At 65.1% G+C, this 18848-nt stretch carries 13 protein-coding genes; 9 read left to right on the forward strand and 4 right to left on the reverse strand.

Going from position 1 to position 18848, the window contains the following annotated elements:
* The first annotated feature begins 39 nt into the window (after positions 1 to 39).
* The 5 genes from AB0E94_RS15535 (at position 40) to AB0E94_RS15555 (ending at position 9826) form a co-directional block, all read left to right on the forward strand.
* On the forward strand, positions 40 to 3321 hold the full coding sequence (locus tag AB0E94_RS15535) for a hypothetical protein (protein ID WP_360326597.1): 3282 nt from the start codon (positions 40 to 42) through the stop codon (positions 3319 to 3321).
* Positions 3252 to 5969 (forward strand): DUF3962 domain-containing protein, encoded by a 2718-nt coding sequence (locus tag AB0E94_RS15540; RefSeq protein WP_360326598.1) that lies wholly within the window; start codon positions 3252 to 3254, stop codon positions 5967 to 5969. Before AB0E94_RS15535 ends, AB0E94_RS15540 begins: the two co-directional genes overlap by 70 nt.
* A gap of 425 nt (positions 5970 to 6394) precedes the next feature.
* Positions 6395 to 7315, forward strand: coding sequence for a DUF4365 domain-containing protein (locus AB0E94_RS15545; protein WP_360326600.1), 921 nt, complete (start codon positions 6395 to 6397; stop codon positions 7313 to 7315).
* A 386-nt stretch (positions 7316 to 7701) separates the two neighbouring features.
* A complete protein-coding gene (locus AB0E94_RS15550; protein ID WP_360326601.1) occupies positions 7702 to 8601 on the forward strand; it encodes a DUF6615 family protein in 900 nt (299 codons plus the stop codon).
* Positions 8602 to 8881: 280 nt separating this feature from the next.
* Positions 8882 to 9826, forward strand: a complete 945-nt coding sequence (locus AB0E94_RS15555) for a hypothetical protein (RefSeq protein ID WP_360326603.1) — start codon at positions 8882 to 8884, stop codon at positions 9824 to 9826.
* 545 nt (positions 9827 to 10371) lie between these two features.
* Here the strand turns inward: AB0E94_RS15555 and AB0E94_RS15560 are convergent.
* From AB0E94_RS15560 to AB0E94_RS15575, 4 genes are all read right to left on the reverse strand, one after another.
* Complete coding sequence (locus tag AB0E94_RS15560) at positions 10372 to 12555, reverse strand: hypothetical protein (RefSeq protein WP_360326605.1); 2184 nt, start codon at positions 12553 to 12555, stop codon at positions 10372 to 10374.
* A 26-nt stretch (positions 12556 to 12581) separates the two neighbouring features.
* Complete coding sequence (locus AB0E94_RS15565; protein ID WP_360326606.1) at positions 12582 to 13370, reverse strand: hypothetical protein; 789 nt, start codon at positions 13368 to 13370, stop codon at positions 12582 to 12584.
* Between the two features lie 21 nt (positions 13371 to 13391).
* Complete coding sequence (locus AB0E94_RS15570; protein ID WP_360326608.1) at positions 13392 to 14231, reverse strand: vWA domain-containing protein; 840 nt, start codon at positions 14229 to 14231, stop codon at positions 13392 to 13394.
* Between the two features lie 125 nt (positions 14232 to 14356).
* Positions 14357 to 15172, reverse strand: a complete 816-nt coding sequence (locus AB0E94_RS15575) for a restriction endonuclease (protein ID WP_360326609.1) — start codon at positions 15170 to 15172, stop codon at positions 14357 to 14359.
* A 146-nt stretch (positions 15173 to 15318) separates the two neighbouring features.
* On the opposite strand from AB0E94_RS15575, the gene AB0E94_RS15580 reads away from it, so the two are divergent.
* The 4 genes from AB0E94_RS15580 (at position 15319) to AB0E94_RS15595 (ending at position 18759) form a co-directional block, all read left to right on the forward strand.
* Complete coding sequence (locus tag AB0E94_RS15580) at positions 15319 to 16275, forward strand: UvrD-helicase domain-containing protein (RefSeq protein WP_360326611.1); 957 nt, start codon at positions 15319 to 15321, stop codon at positions 16273 to 16275.
* Between the two features lie 5 nt (positions 16276 to 16280).
* Entirely contained in the window at positions 16281 to 16625 is a 345-nt protein-coding gene (locus AB0E94_RS15585) for a 3'-5' exonuclease (RefSeq protein WP_360326612.1), read from the forward strand.
* A 147-nt stretch (positions 16626 to 16772) separates the two neighbouring features.
* A complete protein-coding gene (locus tag AB0E94_RS15590; protein ID WP_360326614.1) occupies positions 16773 to 17594 on the forward strand; it encodes a hypothetical protein in 822 nt (273 codons plus the stop codon).
* Positions 17578 to 18759 (forward strand): XRE family transcriptional regulator, encoded by a 1182-nt coding sequence (locus tag AB0E94_RS15595; RefSeq protein WP_360326616.1) that lies wholly within the window; start codon positions 17578 to 17580, stop codon positions 18757 to 18759. The genes AB0E94_RS15590 and AB0E94_RS15595 overlap by 17 nt, the downstream gene beginning before the upstream one ends.
* The last annotated feature ends 89 nt before the right edge of the window (positions 18760 to 18848 follow it).

Genomic DNA, 18848 nt, shown 5'->3' on the forward strand with positions numbered 1-18848 from the left:
GACACTTCGTCGTGGCGCGCTGACCTCGAACTTCGGCTGGTGGCAGCGGGATTCCCGGAAGAGATCATGCCTGTCGATGTCTTCTGTGCTGTTGAGCTCGGGTTGCACCTGCTGACGTCGAAGATTCCTGGTGAGCCTGTCGGTGCCCTGCAGCCGCTGCTGTCGGGGTATGTGAAGGTGGGCAGCGGGCTGGAGCCGGTGCTGCGCGCGGTTCGTCATCGTATGGGTGATGTCAGCCGGCGCGGGTACTGGCGGCATCTGCTCAACCAGTACACGCGGTTGGATGCGCAGTGGCGGTGGTTCGAGAGGCTGGACGATCCGAAGCAGCGCGTCGATGACCGTACGGTCTTCGGCGTCAAACGCAGTCCTGACTTTCCGGATCGTGTGGCGGTCTATGACGAGGCCATGGGGGCGTCGCTGGCTTTTCGGCAGGTTCGGGTGCGCCGGGCAGCCGAGGCGGGGCAGCGGTATTGGTTCGAGTTGGACGACGGCCGCAAGGATTATGTTCGTTTTCCGGATCGGCTGCCGGTGGGTGGGGTCATCGAGCCGGTCGGTATGCCGGCTGCGCGGCGGCGGACCGCTGTCGACGTCACCTTCGATGATCTTGAGGCGGCCGCCGTGTGGGTCGACGGGCAGCTCAAGGCGCATCCCGAGGTGGACAACCGCAACTGGCAGTTCAGGCTGCGGGAGAAGGTCCGGTTCAACGCCGTCGACCCTGACAAGCCGCATCTGGTGCAGAACCCGCCGTCGTTTCGCGTCGACGGGCTCAGCCACATCGTGGGGTTGATGAACTCCGGCAAGACGACGCTGACCGATCTGATCGCCATCGACCGGGTCCGCCGGCACCATGAACGGGTCGGCATCGTGGTCGGTTCCGTCGCCGACGTCCTGGCCAAGGTGAGCTTCCTGCGCACTCTGGGTATCGATGCCGTGCCGCTGATCGGTGCGAGCTCTCGTACCGAGCACATCAATCGGTACTGGCGCACGATGGTCGAGGAGAGCGCCCAGCTCGTCGCCGATGATCCCGGTGCCGCTGATCCCGCGGCCAGGTACACCAATGCCGCCTGTTTACTGGAGCCGCTGCGCAGCAGTGCCGGACGCAACTGGAAGGCGCTGGATCCGAGTACCGCGCCGTGTACGGGCAGCTTGCGCTCCGATGACGAGCGGGAGTGGCGACATGATTGTCCGCTGTTGTCGGTCTGTCCGGTTCAGTGTGCCCGTCAGGACATTCCGGCGGCCCGGGTGTGGGTGACGACGCCGCAGTGTCTTCTGGCCAGCCGCGCTGAGCCGGCGACGGTCGCGACGCGGTGGCTTGAGCTGGTCCAGGGCGTTCTGGACTGGTTGATCATCGACGAGGCCGACTCCGTTCAGCAGGTCTTCGACAGCCACTTCGTGCAGACCGAACATCTCGTGGGCGGCCCGGACGGGTGGTCGCATCGGATGGTGGAGGTGACCAATGCCGCCCTTGCCCGGCTGCACATGGCGCCGGCCGCCGACGACAAGGTCCAACGCTGGTATGAGCATCTGCAGATTCACCAGCAGGCCGTTTTCGGACTGAACCGCCTGGCGCTGTCCGAGGCGGGTGAGAGCCTGCGGGAGTTGCTGGGTGAGGCGCCGTTCACGGCGCACGCGTTGTGGCGCCGGGTCGTTCGGGCCTTGTTCGGGCTGCCGCAGAAGCGCCGCGGATTGAAGGAGCGTGAGGATCGGGCTGATGAGTTCTATCGGCTGCTGTTGCAGGACTTCGCCGAGAAGCCGTTTCTGCCGCCGCCTACCGGTTTAGAGCAGGCGGTGGAGGCGATCCGGGCGTCGACGCGCAACGATGAGGCGATCGCTGAGCACCTCGACGCGTGGATCGAGGAGAACAGGCAGCCTGACGTCGGCCACGGCTGGTTGGACGATCAGCGGTCGCTGTTGCGGTCGGTCATCGAAGCGGCGGTCTGGGCGAGTTACATCACGACCACGTTCTTCGAGATGTCGACCATGTATCCGTCGGTGCGGGGCCTGCTGCAGTTGCCGGATGAGGAACGGTTCTGGGCCAGCCAGCCGCCGCGGGACTACCGGCCGGTCGTGCCGGAGGCGCCGATGGGTAACATCCTGGCTCTTCGCTGGGCCGCCAGCCGCAACGGCGGTGCGATGCTGCAGTTGTTGTGGGTGCACGGTGTGGGCCGGTGGCTGCTGTATCACGCGCACGACCTGCTGGCGGCGGAGGGCATCGACGGTCCGCACGTCATCTTGACGTCGGCGACCAGTTGGACGCCGGGATCGTCGTTCTACCACGTTGCGGTCATGCCGACGGCGGTCTTGTCGCAGCCCGACGAAGACCGTGAAGCGCTGATGCGATCGCAGTTGACGGTCCGTAATCCGCAGACCGTCGCGAATCCCATCTTCGTCTCGGGACGTCAGGGTGTCGAACGCCGCGACAATCTGCGGCGGATGGTCACCGCGCTCTGTCATCCGAGTGCTGGGCGCCATCACAGCATGCTCGAGGAGATCCGCGCCGAACTGCCCGAAGACCGGCGGCGGGTGTTGTTCGTCGTGCTGTCCACCGATGAGGCCCAGGTGGTCGGGGAGCACATCAACAATCGCACCCCGTTCCGGGCGCGGATCGTGGTGCCCGACGCCGCCGATCCGGGGCGTGACGGCATCCCGCGCCGGCTGGTGGCGTCGTTCGGGACCGGCGCCGATGACATCCTGGTCGCCGCTGAACTGTCGATTCAGCGGGGATACAACATCCTCAACAGCAACGACACCGCGGCGCTCGGGGCGGTCATCTACCTGACGCGTTCGCATCCGCCGCCGTCGGATCTGTCGTTCCCGTTGTCGCTGATCAGCCAGCTGGCCATGGCCCGACTGCAGGATCCGCCGCACATCCTGCGACCGGCGTTTCCCTGTGAGGTCGCCGATCTGGTCCACCAGCTGCGCGCGGAAGCGCGGGAGATGTGGTTCGACGTCATCGGCCGGCCGGTCCAGTTCCGTGCGCTGGCCCGCGACTACGTGCCGGCTTTTGTCGGCAACATGCTGGTGCCGATGAGCCAGACCATCGGACGGTCGATCCGCGGCAACCAGCCGACGCGGGTGCTGCTGTGTGACGCCGCGTTCGCTCCGCGTCTGGCAACCGACGACGAGGCGGCCGACACGGCGGTCACCAGCGTCGTGGTGGCGATGGACCGATTCCTGCAGACGCTGCTGGCGCCGCCTCGTCGCGGCGCGTCGGACGAGCAACGTCGGCTGCATGCCGTCAACACCGCGGTGTGGGGCCTGATGGGTCACCTCATAGGCACCAACGATCCCCTCGGAACTCAGCGGAAGGCCAGCGCGTGAGCACTCCCGTCGACACCGAAAAGCCGGCGAAAAAGCGTAAGCCACTCGGCAAGTTCGTCCTGCTGAACACCCTGGAGATCCAGAGCAACGTTCACTGGAAGCAGACGTTCCAGGCCGCCGCGCTGCCACCGCACTGGCGTACGGCGTTCAAGACGGCCTACCACCAGGCCCACCCGCAGGCGCCTCAGGACCGGTCGCTGCCCACCCGCGGTCTCATCGAGATTCTGATCGGGGTCGACCCGGCCGTGATCCACGTCGACTGGAATCTGCACTCCGACACGTTCATCATCGCGTTCGACGACGCGGACACGACCGTGCTCACCGCTGCCATCGCGGCGTGGGCCAGCACCGAGATCAACCCTGCCGTCGACTGGTTCACCGAACTCGATCCGCGTGACCTGGCCCGCCAGTTCACCGAAAGCACCGCCGACCTGCTCACGTTCGGGCAGCGCCCCAACGGCACCGCAGCAGTGCCGTCGCAGGTCTACGACCTGCTGCCGACGTTCCTGGCCCAGCATGTGCTCGACAACGGTCTGTTACTACTCGGACAGCCACGCGGTTTGATCCTCGGGCCGCCCCAACGCAACAACCGCCGCGACGTCGTCCTGTGGCCGCCGATCACCCTCGACACCGACGACGCCGGCCCGAGTCTGGTCACCGCCAAGATCTCCATCCACCTCGAGACCAGTCCCCAACATGCGGCGCCGCGGGTACATGCCGATCTGAGCATGAGTCGCTTCCCGCTCATGCCCGTCACCTACGTGCCCGCACGCGGTGACGGTGGCGCCGGCGCCACGCTCTGGCTGCACGCCCCGAACGGCTTCCTGCGCCGACACGAGCCGAGGACGCTGCTGTCGGCGCCGATCGAACAGGTCTGGAACCGCGACGGCGAGCGGCAGTGGAAATTCAAACCGGGTCTCGCCCGGGCCCTGGCAGCGCTCACCCATCTGCCGTTCCCCTCCCCCGACAAGGTGATGTCCCAGCCGGCCATCACGGCGGGTGAAGGAGACATCCGCGCCTACATGCTCTACAGCGAGGGCACCAAGAGCGAAGCCGCCGACATCGACGAACCCGATGACGAACGCAGCAGGTCGAAGTCGCTGCTGCACGCGGCGAACACCGGCTTCGTGCCCGGAGACCACCGCGAGGTCCTGACCGCCGTCAGCGACCTGTTCGCGCCGCTGGGGATCACGACGTCCGCTCACCTTCCGCGGGTCGGTTCGACGATTCCCCGCAAGATCAAGACACGGTTTGATCCGCGGGACACCTACACGATCGAACTGTGGACCCACAACCCGATCACCCGAGCGGCCGTCCTGGCCACCCTGGAGGTCTTCTTCGGTCTCACCCGCACCGATGACCCCGACAACGACGGCGTCGTGCGGTTCACCGGCGCCCTCGACCTCACCGTCCTGCTGCGCGACGGCTCTGACTTCGCCGCAGGCATCGCCCGGCGTCCCGGCGACAAACGCCCCGAAGCGGCCCTGCTTGGCGCCCATGCCACCGGCATCACCCGAACACTGAAATCAAGCCCCAGCGTCCGCGCGGCCATTCTCGAACTGGGCGGCGACAAACACTTCGCCAGGATGCGCGTCATCGACCCGAAGAAGGCCCTCAAGAAAGGCTTCGCACGCTCCGGACGCCCGCTGCAATGCCTGCGTCCCGCGGAACTGTTCAAACCGCCTCAGAAAGTCAGCACCAATCCCAACGCCAAGAAGAAAGCCCCGTTCCCGGGGACCAACTTCAAAGTCAGCACGATCCAGCGATGCGCCGCCGCCGTCAACGACGCCCTGCGCCAACTGGGACGCATCGGAGACTACGAACTGCCGGCCAATCTGCCCGAACTCGAGCACATCGGGGTCTGGCTGCACCATAGCGGCAGCACCTGCATCCCCATCGTCGTGCGGCACCAGCCGGGGCACGAACCCACCGCGGTCCTGGCCACCACCACGGACGGCCAGCCGACCGTCATCGCCTACCAGTCGTTGCCGCAGAAACTCGCCGAAGGGCACGGCCGCATCCCCGGGGGCCCCCATCAGAAGAAGGCCATCGCCGAGTTCCTCACCAACGTGCTCGGCGTGCAGGCGCCACAACAGCATCAGCACCGCATCGTGCTCGTGCGTGCCGCCAGCTTCCGCAAATGGGGATGGGACTGGCTGCAGGACAAGCACATCACACCGGACCGTCTCATCCTGCCTGGCGTGATCCTCAAAGATGATCAGCAGACGCCGGCCGTTCTCACGCCCGCGGAGTGCCCCGGCCTACGGATCCTGCGGATCAGAGACCGGGGCACCGGCGCCGAAGTCCCCCGCGGCCTGTCCCACGATCCCGAACAGTTCGCCGAACGCGTCAGCGGAGTGTTCCGCTTCAACGATCGCACCTACTACGCGATCAACCCGAAACCCGACCAAGTCCAGGTCCCGTTGGAAATGACGAAACTCGACCCCGACCTGCACGCGAACCTGACCCGAGCCGCGCCCAACCCCGTACCGCTGGAGGTCTGCGTGGCATTCCAGCAACCGGGAGACGACACCGACAGCCTCGTTCTCCTCGCGCATCAACTGCGCCGCGCCCACTCGCATACCGAGCAAGCCACGAGGTATCCCGGCGTCATGCACCTGTGTCACCTTGCCGCCGAATACCTTTGAGCCCCTCCTGCCGCTGATCGCACGCGTAGCTGCGATAGCAGCTCCAACACCTTCGGTGGTTTTGAATACCAGGTGTCACCAGGGGTGACGGTGACACCTGGGCGGGCGTGCGCTTCGAGCCGGTCCCAGGTTGATCGCGAGTTTCGGCGCAGCCGAGATCTCACCGATTTCGATATTCGCGAGTTCGGTCGCCACCTCTCAGTGATGCCCGTCATGTGTCGACGGCTGGACATGCCGCATACCCGCGGTGACGGCACCGCAACCAGGTCACACCCTGTCTGCAGCAGATCAGTGCACGTGATCATAGGCTTGTAGAACGCCTTGAGACTCGAACTGGGTTACTGAAGGGCTTATGAACCGGAGCAGTCTCTCGACAAATGCAGCTTGGGGTTCCCGTGTCGGGCGTTCTAGAGCACACTGAACTGGTGCATTTCGATCAACGTCAGCTGACGGCGCGCCTGGGCGTCGCACTCGTCGACCAGTTCGTTCATGAACATCTTCAATGGATCTTCCGAGAGCAACCGGTTAGTGATGTTGGCATCGATGCGCTCATTGAACAGCGCGTCAGCAGAAGGGCGACAGGCCGTTTGATTGGTGTACAGATCAAAAGTGGGTCATCGTGGTTTCGTGAGCGGACTCCGGACGGATGGGTATATCGAGGAAACCCCGAGCACCTTGACTACTGGTTAGGGTTTGAACTTTCGGTCCTACTTGTCTTGGTAGATGTCGACAATAAAGTCGCTTACTGGGGTCACATCGAGGCTGGGCAAGTGGATCTGACCTCGGATGGCTGGAAGATTGTCATCCCGGATCGGCAACGGCTCGACACGACAGCCCGTGGCCCCCTGAGTGCGATTTGCGCCAGAAGACGCCAGTTGGCCCGGCCGATCGTTAGTAGCCTCCAGGATCAGGCTCAGGCGACCACGACAAGCGCTGCGACTCCGTCGACCTCCCCCAGCCTCAAAAATCCATTGTTGCCGGCTGGCCAGCGGATGGCTTTGCTAACACTGATGTCTATCGGCAAACGCCCAGCCAGCAACCGGGAATTAAGGGACCGATTCGGACTCACTATCCGCCCTCAGGACCGCAACGCCCTCGTCAGGCTCGGCTTGATCGACGTGCACAGAAGCGGCCCTAGATTGGTTCTGGAACTGACCGACCGCGGATGGGCCTGGTGTGCGCAGGAGCTCGGTGCAACACAAGAGCCGAGGCTGAGCAACACGAATGCTACCCTGTCGGCATTGTCCATAGGTGTTGACCGTTACCTACGACGGAATATGCTCACACCAGCTGACCTGTTCGCTGACGATGATTGGCGACGGGACGAGTTCGGCCCTTCGGATTAGTTAGCCTCTCGTCGGAGCGTCACCGATGATACGGCCTGGCTCTCAAACTCGGCTCTGGTGTCCTTCGCCAACGAAGCGTGTCCGCGCCAGCGAGGTATGTGAGACGTGAGGTTCTTGCCAGCGAACTCCGTCCGTCGCGTTCCCGCAGAACACTGCTAGCTCAGCCGGCCAACTCTGGGTAGCATGCTGGCCGGCCGCTGCCATACGGACATGCCGATGAGAGTCGAATCAGATTCACAAGTCGGTGAGGGCGTGATTACGAACTGATCGCCCACGAATCATGCCGTGCCGCCTCCACCCCAAGATTCCAACTCTCCCATCATCCCCGATGCCACCATCATTCACACGTCCTGATAAGGACCAGCTAAGGAGCTAGGCTGGCACCCGTGACAAGTCCTATGGATGCGCGGGGATTTCGGAAACTGACAGCTCGGATTTCCCTCAAGACCAGAAAGCGCATGTTAAGGTCTCGAAAGTTCGGAAAGAAGGAGTCGGACGAGCGGGGGATAACAGAAGATTTCGTCGTTTGGTTGGCTCGAAGAAGTCATGGCAGTGTCGAGGCAATACACGTTGATTCTGGCGAATCTGAGCACGGTGCCGATATAGAGCTTTGGCTACGAGGTGGTGGACTCCTACTTGGTTTCAGGTTGCAAGCCAAGTGCCTAAAACCAAACTCTGGGAGCCGGAAGCCGGGCTCTTATCAATCGCTTTTCGACACGGTCGGCACTTCGCCGGACTTCCAAGTAGACAAGCTCATCTCCAACACCCCATCTCCGCTGATTCCTGCATACCTCTTCTACAATGGCTTGCCAGCTGATCCTGTGATCCCATCGGACTGCTGCTCCGACAATGAGTGGCGGAAGGATCTGGGATGGCTTGGAATTACCGTGGCGCCAGCACAAGTGGTCAGCCTTCTTAAGGATATAACTCCGCGCCGGAAAACACTAGGGCATGTCTTGCCGGACTCCTTGCCTCTACCTTGCATAGCGTATTGCGAAAACGATCCGTATTCTTGGCATTTCCCGCCAGGAGCGATGCCGCTTCGCGCGGCTCGCACCTTGGATTTTATCGGAGTAGAAAACATCATCTTTATCCGTGACCCGATCACGTCAGCTGGATCCGAAGCGGTGGAGCGAGCGGCGGAGCAAGAGGAATTCCAAATTTCCGACTCCTACAACGATTTCCCCTATCTGTCGCAAATCCTTGAGGGTAATCTATCGACCGATACTGAAATGCCGCCTGTGAGGTATTTAATGATTTGGGACGCAGGCCTCCGGCAGCCTTGATAAGGGCCAACTCTCATGCCGCGGAGAACGGTCAAATGCCGGCATCTCGGCTTTGGCGCGCTGTACGGGAACTCGCGCGGCTGGCGATAGTGCGAGGCTTTCTTCAGAGACAGGGATGTCGATGAAGTTATGGGATCTGGGATGTCGTCTGGCTTGACAACGATGACGCCGCAGGCCTCGCCGGGACTTGACCAGCCGGGTGATCATCAGTGTTTGCCCAGCTCAACTCAGCGTTTGTGCCGCCACCTGCATGGTTGACTTGAGCTGAAACTATAGAAATGTGACGTTGCGAGAGACTTCAGATGAAGACTGCACCCCGAAGGCCTCAAAATGGATAGCCAAACTTTACATGCTCTCCGCAGGCTTCACTGCCGGAGTTTCTGTCAATGTTTTTAGCGATTACACCTCCCTCAAAGGGTTAGCTATTGCTGCCATAACCGTTGGCGGCCTCGGGGTGGCCCGCTGGTTGCGGAAGAGGCCGCGATCGCAAGTGGCGCAGTATAGTAAAGTTGTAGCAATTTTGGCTATGCTTTCGTGCGCATTTGCGGCATCCATACTGTCGTCTACTGCCGCCGCCGTAGTCGCAATTCTCGCATTCGTCGGTGGCGCCGTCGTCCTCATATCTCAGGTAGAAATGGCAGCAGCTGCCAAGCTTTTTGTCAAAATGATCGCAGCGGGTATGGCGGCGATGATCTTCGGGTCCGGTCTCAATATGACACTTGAAGGCCCTCGGGTGACGGGAATTGCGCTGACGGCCATGGGCATATATTGCTTCGCCCTCTACCCATCGGTTGACCGGTTGATGGAACAGGCGGTCGGCAGGTGGGAATGGGACTCTCCGATAGTGGGCGCTTTCCCCAGTAGAGCTGCATACTCAATATTTTTTCTTGGGCAAATTCTTTTCATTATAGGATTTAGCCTGCTCCAGTCGGGAAGCATTTTTGGCGCGGCTATTGGCATCTATGGTGCCATGTCGAGCCTTGAAGGTGTTGCATACCTGATGGGCGGCGAGAAGCTTCTTACAGTCGCCACAATAATTTCCGGGCTATCGATATCGGGCGCTGGAGCATTCTTCCTATTCGTTGTCAATTCTGTCATGTGGGGGGCGATGGGCCTTGCTCTCGGGATGGCCTTCACTGCAATCGGGATCGGGCGCATGCGTTTAGTCATTCTGCGATTTCGCCAAAGACTTGCCGCATTCTCAAGGGAGCCGGATATTAATTGAATTTTGATTCCGCGTTGGCGGGCTGCTCCGTATCCAGAATATCCCCGAATCGCTCGGTCCATGAGTCGTTAGCTTGGCATCAGCGTGCCGGCGGCGATGCATTCTTTGACTCCTGCGGTCGCCTAAAGGTCTCCCGCGGTTTTTAAGCCACGTCAAATTGCGATTCCATCGTCACTCGCTGCGCTTACTCTCATAGCCGCATCTGGGTGACAACAGACGTCCCCTGATTACTCATCGTGAGCGGCGGACGGTGGTTCTCTGGAGCACTCGGCGGCGCAGCGTTCCGGAGCCCTCCCCGCCCCGGCCTCTGCACGTGTGGCGTACCTGACGTTGCACCGGAACCCGTACGCCGACATCACGCTCGTGGTGTCCCTTGACACCAGGCTTCGGGTTGGCCGGACGCGGGTGCCTTCGGTATGCGGGTCGCTCGCGTGTCCTGGGTCGGGTCATCTGTGCAGCGTCGTATGTTCGAGGGTGGGCTGGCGGCCTTGGGAGCCGATGTCATGCTCGCCTGGCCGGCAGTCAGCACACCGGGGCATGCGCCCCTATGTGCCCTGCCGGGAGTTGGCCGGTGGGGGCGAAGTGAAGCCGACGGTGGCCAGCAGGTAGTTGCCCATCGAGATCACTGTCAATGGTTGCAGCGCGGCACCGAGGTATTCGAGGTTGCGGTGAGCGGCGGTCACTGTGGCGTCCGCTCCGGCGACACGCCGCTCGAGGTTCGCCCGTTTGGCATGAGCTTCGGATTCCATCTGCTGTTGGTGGGTGTCCAGCGTTGTCTGGGTGGCTTGCTCCTGGGCTCGTGCTTGGTCGGCCGCGGTGCGGGCTTGCAGCTTGGCCGCGTTCTCCGAAGCGGTCAGGCCAGCGTGGAACTGTTGCAGTTGAGCGGCCACTTCTTGGCGTTGCCGTGGATCGAGGGTCGTAGGCGCCTGGTTCTCCGCGCGGCTGATGATGGCCTGTCGCCATTGCTTCAGGGCTTGGGCGCGTTTCTCTCCCACGTTCTCCACGTAGGTTCCGTGGTCTGTCGCGTTCCGCTTGATGAACGTCTTGTCGTAGCGGCCGTGGCCCGACACGGTGCGGTAGTCGACGAAGTCGGCGGCGGTACGGAAGCCGTGTGCGGCCAGTCCCGCCGCGATCTTGGCGTCGATGCCGCGCGGAGGGATTTTCGCGATGACGGCACCGGCCAGGGCACGCTGAACATGCTCTGCTCGGAGCTCGGTAAGGCGTTGCTGTTCACGAACCGGTTGCGAGTTATTCCGGTCGGAGCGGCGCAGCGCGATGGTCTGCAAGGTCTGCTTCAGGTTGTGTTGTGCCTTGGCTACCGTGGCGTCTCGCTGCGTGACGGCGGCGTCTCGCTGGGCGCGTAGAGCCTGCTGCTGACTCGCTGCGACGGTATCCCACTCGTCACGCGCTGCCCTCTCCTGCTGGGCGTGCACCCGGGCGGCGGTCCATTCTTTGCGGGCGGCGGCGTAGGCGTCGCGTGCTGCGCGGCGGGCCGCGACGAGTGGATGGGCACGGTAGCTGCCGGCTATCACGGCCGCGGCCGCTGCGACAGCGAGGATCCAGGCCATGGCGGGTACCGCCAACCTGGTCACGCCGAAGCCGGTGGCGGCGCCACCTGCAACGCTGAGCATCACGCAGACGGCGGCGATCCGGGCTGCGGTCAGATGCTTGCCGGAGAAGGAGTATGTCGAGATGTCGGCCGGCGTCTCGGCGGGTGAGGTGGGGCTGGCGGACGAGGTTGGCGGTAGGTGATCGGCCAGCCAATCGGGTGTGTCCGTCGCGGGCGCGGCCGGAGCCGAGGAGACCACCGTAGGAGCAGGACGGGTTTCGAGCGCGGGTATCTGTGCCGGCGCCATGCGGGTGAATGCGGCGAGTTGGTCGGCGAGAGCAGACAGGTGGGACGGTCCGCCGTTTCGTAGGGCGGTGAAGGCGCCGGATGAGGTGGGGTCGAGGTAGTCGTCGGAGGAGAACAGCAGTTTGGTGTCGTCGTCGCTGGCACGTAGCCGCCGCCAGAGGTCGGGGCGGGCGGCCAATGCGATCAGGCTGGTGTAGATGACCCAGGCGGAGAATCGGTCGAGGCCGGGTCCGTAATCGTTGTCGCCACGGCGGGGGTGCTGGTAGTTGACGAGGCCTTTCTCGTTCGGTGGCAGTCCGGCGATTTCCGGGACGTACATGCCGTCGTAGTCGATCAGTTTCAGTTCGTCGTGGCCGGTGATCAGCAGGTTGCCGTGTTGCAGGTCGCCGTGGGCGATGCCGGCCTGCTCCAGCGTAGTGATGACCTGTGCGAACTGGTCGGCGACGTTGAGGAGCCGGTCGGGGTGTGAGAGGTGCGTTTCCAGCCACAGCATGAGCCCTTGGGCTTGGACCCAGCGCATCTTCAGCAGCGGGTAGCGCACGCCGGCCACCATGATGCCGTCGGCCTGGTAGTCGAAGTCGATCAGGGCCGGGTGGTGCAGTGCTTGCAGTGCGGTGGCGATCGCGCGGTATCGGCGGTGCCGGTCGGGGTCGGGGCGGACGAAGCATTTGATCGCCCATCGTTCGCCTGTGGGTCCGAGGATCTGGAAGATGGAGGCGAAGTTGCCTGATACTGGCTCCGGCATGCCGAGGTCGTCGGTTTTGACCGTGCCGACTTGCAGTTGCGGGTCGGTGAAGGCGAGGCGGGGTAGCTGCAGCGCGTCGACGTAGTCGCCGCCCGTGGGGTACCGGGCGGGTGATCTCTGCTGGGTCACAGGTGTCGTCCTCGCTCGTCAGGGGTTCACAGGTCGATGCGCAGCAGCGTGGTGTCGTCGTTTTTCAGTGACCCGTTGGTGCGGCAGCCGTCGATGAGTGCGGCGAATCCCCCGATCTCGGCGTCGGTGCCGAGGTCGGAGAGGGTGAGCCACGGTGTCCCTCCTGCCTGGGCTTGGGCGAGGAACCATTGGGCCAGTGCGTCGCTGGCCAGTAGCAGCTGGTCGCCCTGTTGCCAGTCGGTGCGTAGTGAGGTGACGTGTTCGCCGATCTTGGCGGGGTCGCGTGGCCGGGAGGGGGCCAGGCTGGGCCGGGTGTCGAATCCGGCCGGGTCGTCGATCGGGAAGGCGGTGATCAGGTCGTTGTCGCGTATCTGGAACAGGCAGGCGTCGCCCAGGGCGGCCACCAACAGGGGTCCTTGCCGGCGGGTGGGGCCGTCCAGCAGGTGCGCTCCGACGATGGTGGCGTAGGCGCCGCGGCGTAGGCCGTCTTCTTCGTACCAGGCGATGGGTTCGCCGACGGTGTCGCGTGCCTGCCGGTACTCGGCTTCGACTTCGTCCCAGTCTGCGGCGGCGGCGAGGATTGTCGCGGTGAGGTTCTGGTCGGCGGGTGCGGCGGTGAACGTGGTCGTCAGGTGGCGGGCCCAGTGTCCGGCGAGCATGGCTTCGCTGGCGCCGTCGGCGACTGCGGCGGCCAGCCAGGGGCTGTTGATGTCGGCGTCGCCTCTGTCGGCGGGTTCTATGTGGCTGGCGTCCTCGTATTCCTCGGTCGTCGATCCGGACTTGGGGACGGCGAAGGTGCTGACGAATGCGCGCATGGGTGGTGGCGGCCTCGAGGCTCAGCGCAGGTCCGTGGCGCGGGTGCCGATGTCGAGGAATTGCACGATGGTGATCATGTCGGCGTTGTAGACGAAGCCGCGGCTGGTGTCGTCGACCGCGATGCCCTGTTGTGTGGCGTAGGCGCGCATGTGCGGTGGCAGCGGTGAGCTCATCGAGAACAGGGTGCGGGCGTAGTCGTCGTTGAGCTGTGCCGAGGTGCCGGGGAAGATGGTGGGCGTGCCGCCTTCGCTGGACACGTGCAGGTTGAACAGCAGGACGTTGCCGTCGGTGGACGCCAGTTCGCGCAGCGCTTCCGCGGCGGGGCGCGGGTCTCCGTCGGTGGATTGTCCGTCGGTCAGGTTGAGCACCACCGGCGGGAAGCAGTTCTCGTTGGTCGCCAGGAACGTGTTGGCCAGCACGGTGGCCTGGCGCAGCGCCTCGACCATGGGGGTGCCGTGGTTGCCGACGGGCTCCACCCAGACCGGGAACTTGGTGGGCTGCTCGACCAGGCCGCCGGCACCGTCGGGCACCTTCTTCATGCGTTCGTCCACCCGGGCCGGGTACTTGGCGACCTGTGACAGCGGCACGAGGTCGCGTCCCCTGAGTTCTCCTTCGAACACCGAGGCCACGCGGACGCCGTAGCCGATGACGGCGACGTGGAAGTAGTCGCGGACGCCCCCTTCCTTGGCACACTTGATGGCCAGCTCGCGCAGCAGCCGGTTCAGCGCGTCGGCGACGACATCGGCTTTGCGGCGTACGAGTTCACCTTCGGTGATCTCATCGAGCATCGAGGCGGATTGGTCGAGCAGGAAGATGAAGCAGCTGGGGTTGGAGCGGCTGATCTCGGCGGTGTACGCCATGGTGATCCTTTCCGGGGTCCGGGTGGTTACGCCTGCCGCGGTGCGACGGTGACTCTTCGATGCACGAAGTTCGTTGCGGTTCCGTGTGAGGGACCGGGCGTGTTCGGTGAGGGGATCGGCCGGCGTTACGGTGCCTCGTTCCACCAGTCCGCGCCTGAAGGCGAGGATGTGCCCGGCGGTGCGCTGGTGGTGGCCGGCGGAGGACTCGTCGGGGCGGCCGGGAGGGTCGATGAAGCATGTCCGAGCGTTGCGGCGTTCGGCCGCGTGCGCCGTGGCCATACGCCGTGCAGGCGCCGGATGATCGGCATCCGTGCCAGCTGGGCCGGCATGGATCTGGCCGAGCCGGGCATGGAGGCGATCGGCAGGGTCAGCGTGGCCGCCCAGCGGCCCAGCACGTCACGGTCGACGACGGTGATGTGACACTGGGCGGCTATCCCTGCGGCCTGGACGGTCAGGTAGTTGTTCGTGACCAGCAACGCCACGTCCGCGCGGTGAATGTGGTGGGCGGTTCCGGCGAACCGTTGCACCTCAGGGCTGCCGACCTTGGTGCTGTACCGCTTGCACTGCACCACCAGGCGGCGGCCGTCCGGGGCGTATCCGGTCACGTCGGCGCCTTTATCGCCGGAACCGCCGGATACCCGTACCCGGCGGCATCCGCTGGCCGTCATCAGCTGGGCCACCCAGCGCTCGAACTCAGGGCCGGACATGAGGTCGGTGACGGCGACCGAGAGTTCCTGGCGCGACAGTCGTCGCGACCGCTGGATCCACAGCCATCCGGCCGCGCCCAAGCTCGCCAGCAGGACGATGCCGATCAAGGAGGCAGCCAGCGGATGTTGTCGTATCGCCTGCAGGACCACGCTGACGCACACCAGGCCTGCTGCGGCCAGCCACCACATGTCGCTGGATCCCGTACGCCGTACCGTGCGCCTGCGTCTAGCCATGATCACCTTCATCCCGCCATCGGCCGCAGCTGTGCGTGTGCAACTGCTTGCCGACTGTAGAAGCCGGGTGTGACACTTCCACTGAAGTTGATCTATGGCGGACCTGTCAGAAAGCCGACACCTACGCCCGTAGTCAGCTCTTGCCGATGCCCGCCAACCGAGGGCGTGCCGCGACCACCGAACTACGCCGGCGCATCCTGCGAACCTGGAGCCTGGGCGCGATGCGGCCATCAAACCGGGTCATCACCATCGACACCCTGGTCTTGGACCTGCTGCACTATCTGCTGCGCCGGGGCGACCTGACCTGGCCGCACCGCCACACCGACCTACGGGTCCTCGACAAATGGAGCACCGCCCACCGGCACACCCGCACCACCACGAAACAGACGCTGACCATCCGCGGGAGCACCATCGTCACCACCAAGGTGGCCTCGGCCCGCGAGGTCAGGATCACCAGCGTTCCCGACCGTGACAACATCCTCGCCGGCACCTGCACCCACGAGAACGTGCGGGCCGTCGCCGCAGACGCCCTGACCGACCCGCAGCTGGCCGCGATTCTCGGCGCTCATCTCGCCGCGACTGTCAGCAGCTTGCTCGTCGATGAGGTCTTCGACGCCAACCAGCTCGACCTCGACCTGATCAGCCTGGCCCGCCGACACGGCGCCGCCGTCACCCTGATCGGCGACCCGCGGCAGGCGTTGTACGAGTTCCGGGGCGCCCGCACTGCGTTGATCACCGGTTTCGTCGCCAACTCCGGATTGCGCACCTATCGGCTCACCCGCTCGTTCCGGTTCCGCAGCCCGCACTGTGTCGCCCTCGCCCGTAATCTGCGCGACCGCAAACCGGTCACCGTCCCCGCACGAGACGGCGCCGCCGTCGACGTCGTCCTCGCCCACGAATGGAAAGACCTGTGGACCGCCGGCGGCGACATCCTGCCAATGTCGTTCAACAACCCCACCACCGTTGAGCGGGCGGCCGCGCCCCTGCTGGCCGACCTGGTCACCACCGCCGCGTTCGGCCAGCCCGCCGTGTACGCCGAGGAGTCCTACCGAATGCTGGACATCACCAACCCGCCGCCCGCGCCCGGCTGCGCCCGCGGCTGAACGCCGTGCTGGACCTACTGCGCACACCGGCGAAGACCGCCGTCAACACCACGTGGGACGCGTTGGTGGCTGCGGTCGGCACGGAGTCGACCCGCGACTTCCGGGCCCGGCACCACGCCTACACCGAACCACTCAAATGGTTGCGCGGGTTCCTGGACCGCAACGTCGCCCGCCCCGTGCCCGGACTGACGGTGCACCAGGCCAAAGGCTGCGAATGGGACGCGGTCGGCGTGTGCCTGACCGCAACGCAACGGGCGGCACTCGCCAGCGGTCTCGACCCGGCCAACAGCAACCACCGCATCATCTACGTCGCGTTGACCCGCGCCAAGTCGACCGTCGTCGCACTCTGACCCGCCGCCGATCCGCCATCCCGGGCTCGGACTCCCGGAGATCGACCAGCGGAGACACCCGCACGCGAAGTGACGGAAATCTGCGATCAACTAAAGTACGGATGCTAAGGTGCCGTGTGTAGGTGAAGTAACGGGGAGGGGTCTGCAGTGGATCGTCCTATCAGCGGCTGGGCGCAGCAACGCTTCGGTGAACGGGTCGAACAGGTGCGCCTCGCCGTGGTACAGGCGACGCTCGCGGCCGTACTCGACGCCCAGGACGCCCACCGGGAAGGCAAAAGCGACAAGCGCTACACCTTCGGCATGACGCTGATGGTGCGCAAGTACGAACGGCTCGTCGAGTCGCTGGCCGACATGGACGGAGCGCAGTTGGTGCGCCCGCCGGGTTCGGCGCACCAACTGGTACTGCTGGACGACAACCTGTTCTTCCCGTTCAAGTACGCCAAGGACGGCGCCACCGCACTGAGCCAGGCGCGGGTCGGCGACGGCCGGGTCAGCGCGCTGGTCGCCGACCTGTTCCACCGATTCGGCGCCCAACCGGCGCACCAGGCCGTGCCGTTCCCGCTGTTCGACACCGAGCCCGGCACCGACGACACAGAACTGCAGTCGGCGCTGGACATGCTGCCGCCGACCACGAAGCTGATCCTCGTCGCGTTCGCCGCCAACGAACGCAGCGGCCTGATCGACGGCGCCTGGGGCGAAGGGCACCTGGTCGACGGCGCCGGGCACCTGCGCTGGGTACCCGGCCGCTACGAGATGCTGCCGTTCGACGCCCTCACCGGATCGGCGGGTACGGTTCCCCAGCCGCGGGCCGCCGCCGACACCGCCGAGAGCGCACGCTTCGACGCCGGCGCCATGCCGACGGTCTCGCTGACCGCCCGCCCGCCGATCGAACGCGCCAACAGTGACACCTTCCCACCGGTCATCGAACAGACCCCAGAAACCCCCAAGGCCGATGAAGAGGACCGGTAACCGTCAACTGTCGCTGCTGCCCGGCGCCGACGCGGAAGCCACCCCCACACCGGGCGCGGTCGCCCAACTGTTCGACCCGGCCCGGCTGACCCAGGCCCGCCATCTGGCCGGAAAGACCAAGAAGGACGTCGCAGAAGCGGTCGGGGTGACCCCGGCAGCGGTAGGACAGTACGAGGCCGGGGTCACCAAACCCCGGCCAGACCTGCTGCCCCGGCTCGCCGAGGAACTCGACGTGCCGATCGCGTTCTTCGTCGCCGGCCGGCCACACGCCCGCATCGACGCGTCCGGCGCACACTTTCGCAGCCTGCGCACGGCCCGGGCCTGGCAGCGCGACAAAGCCATCGCCCACGTCAACCAGGTGGGCGAGCTGACCCTGGCCCTGGAACGGCGGGTACAGCTGCCGCTGGTGGACCTGCCAGGGTTCGCCGGCGGGGAGGTGCACTCCGGCGTCGAGTTGCCCCGCTCCCCGGCCGAGGCCGCCCGGGCGCTGCGCGCGTACTGGAATCTGGGCACAGGACCGATCCCGCACCTGGTCCGGCATCTGGAGGCGCACGGCATCGTGGTGAACACGCCGCCGCCGGATCACGCCGACCGGGAGGTCGACGCGTTCTCCACCGCCTACCTACGGCCGATCATGGTGCTCACCGCGAACCGTACCGACGACGTCTACCGGTACCGGTTCACCGGCGCCCACGAGCTCGGGCATCTGGTGTTGCACGGAGACACCGCGCCCGGCGACACCCAGCACGAACGTGAAGCCGACACGTTCGCCGCGGAGTTCCTGACACCGCGGGCCAGCATCCTGCCCCACCTGCCGGCCCGCGCCGATCTGAGCCGGCTCACCGAACTGCAACGGGTCTGGGGTGTCTCCATCGACTCGCTGCTGTACCGGTGCCGGGAAGTGGGCCTGCTGTCGGATCAGGCCGCGGGCCGCGCCTGGCGGCGGCTGGCGCAGCTGCGTCAGGAGACCGGCTTCGCCACCGAATCGGTCGACCGGTACCCCGGCGAGCAGCCGGTGATGCTGCGCCAGGCGTTCGACCTCGCCGCGCAGCAGACCGGGCTGACCGTTCACGCACTGGCCGACGAACTCGGCTGGTCGGTGGTCCGGACCCGCGAGGTCCTCGGGCTGGAGCATCAACGTCCGGTGTTGCGGCTCGTGCCCTGACCGGCCACCGCGGTGTGCGCCGGCCGGGGCACGCGCGGCCCGTCACCGCCGTCGCGACGATCTGTTGGTCCAGCCTCGAACGGCGCGGC

The organism is Actinoplanes sp. NPDC026670, assembly GCF_040638175.1.
In the GTDB taxonomy this organism is placed as follows: Bacteria; Actinomycetota; Actinomycetes; order Mycobacteriales; family Micromonosporaceae; genus Actinoplanes.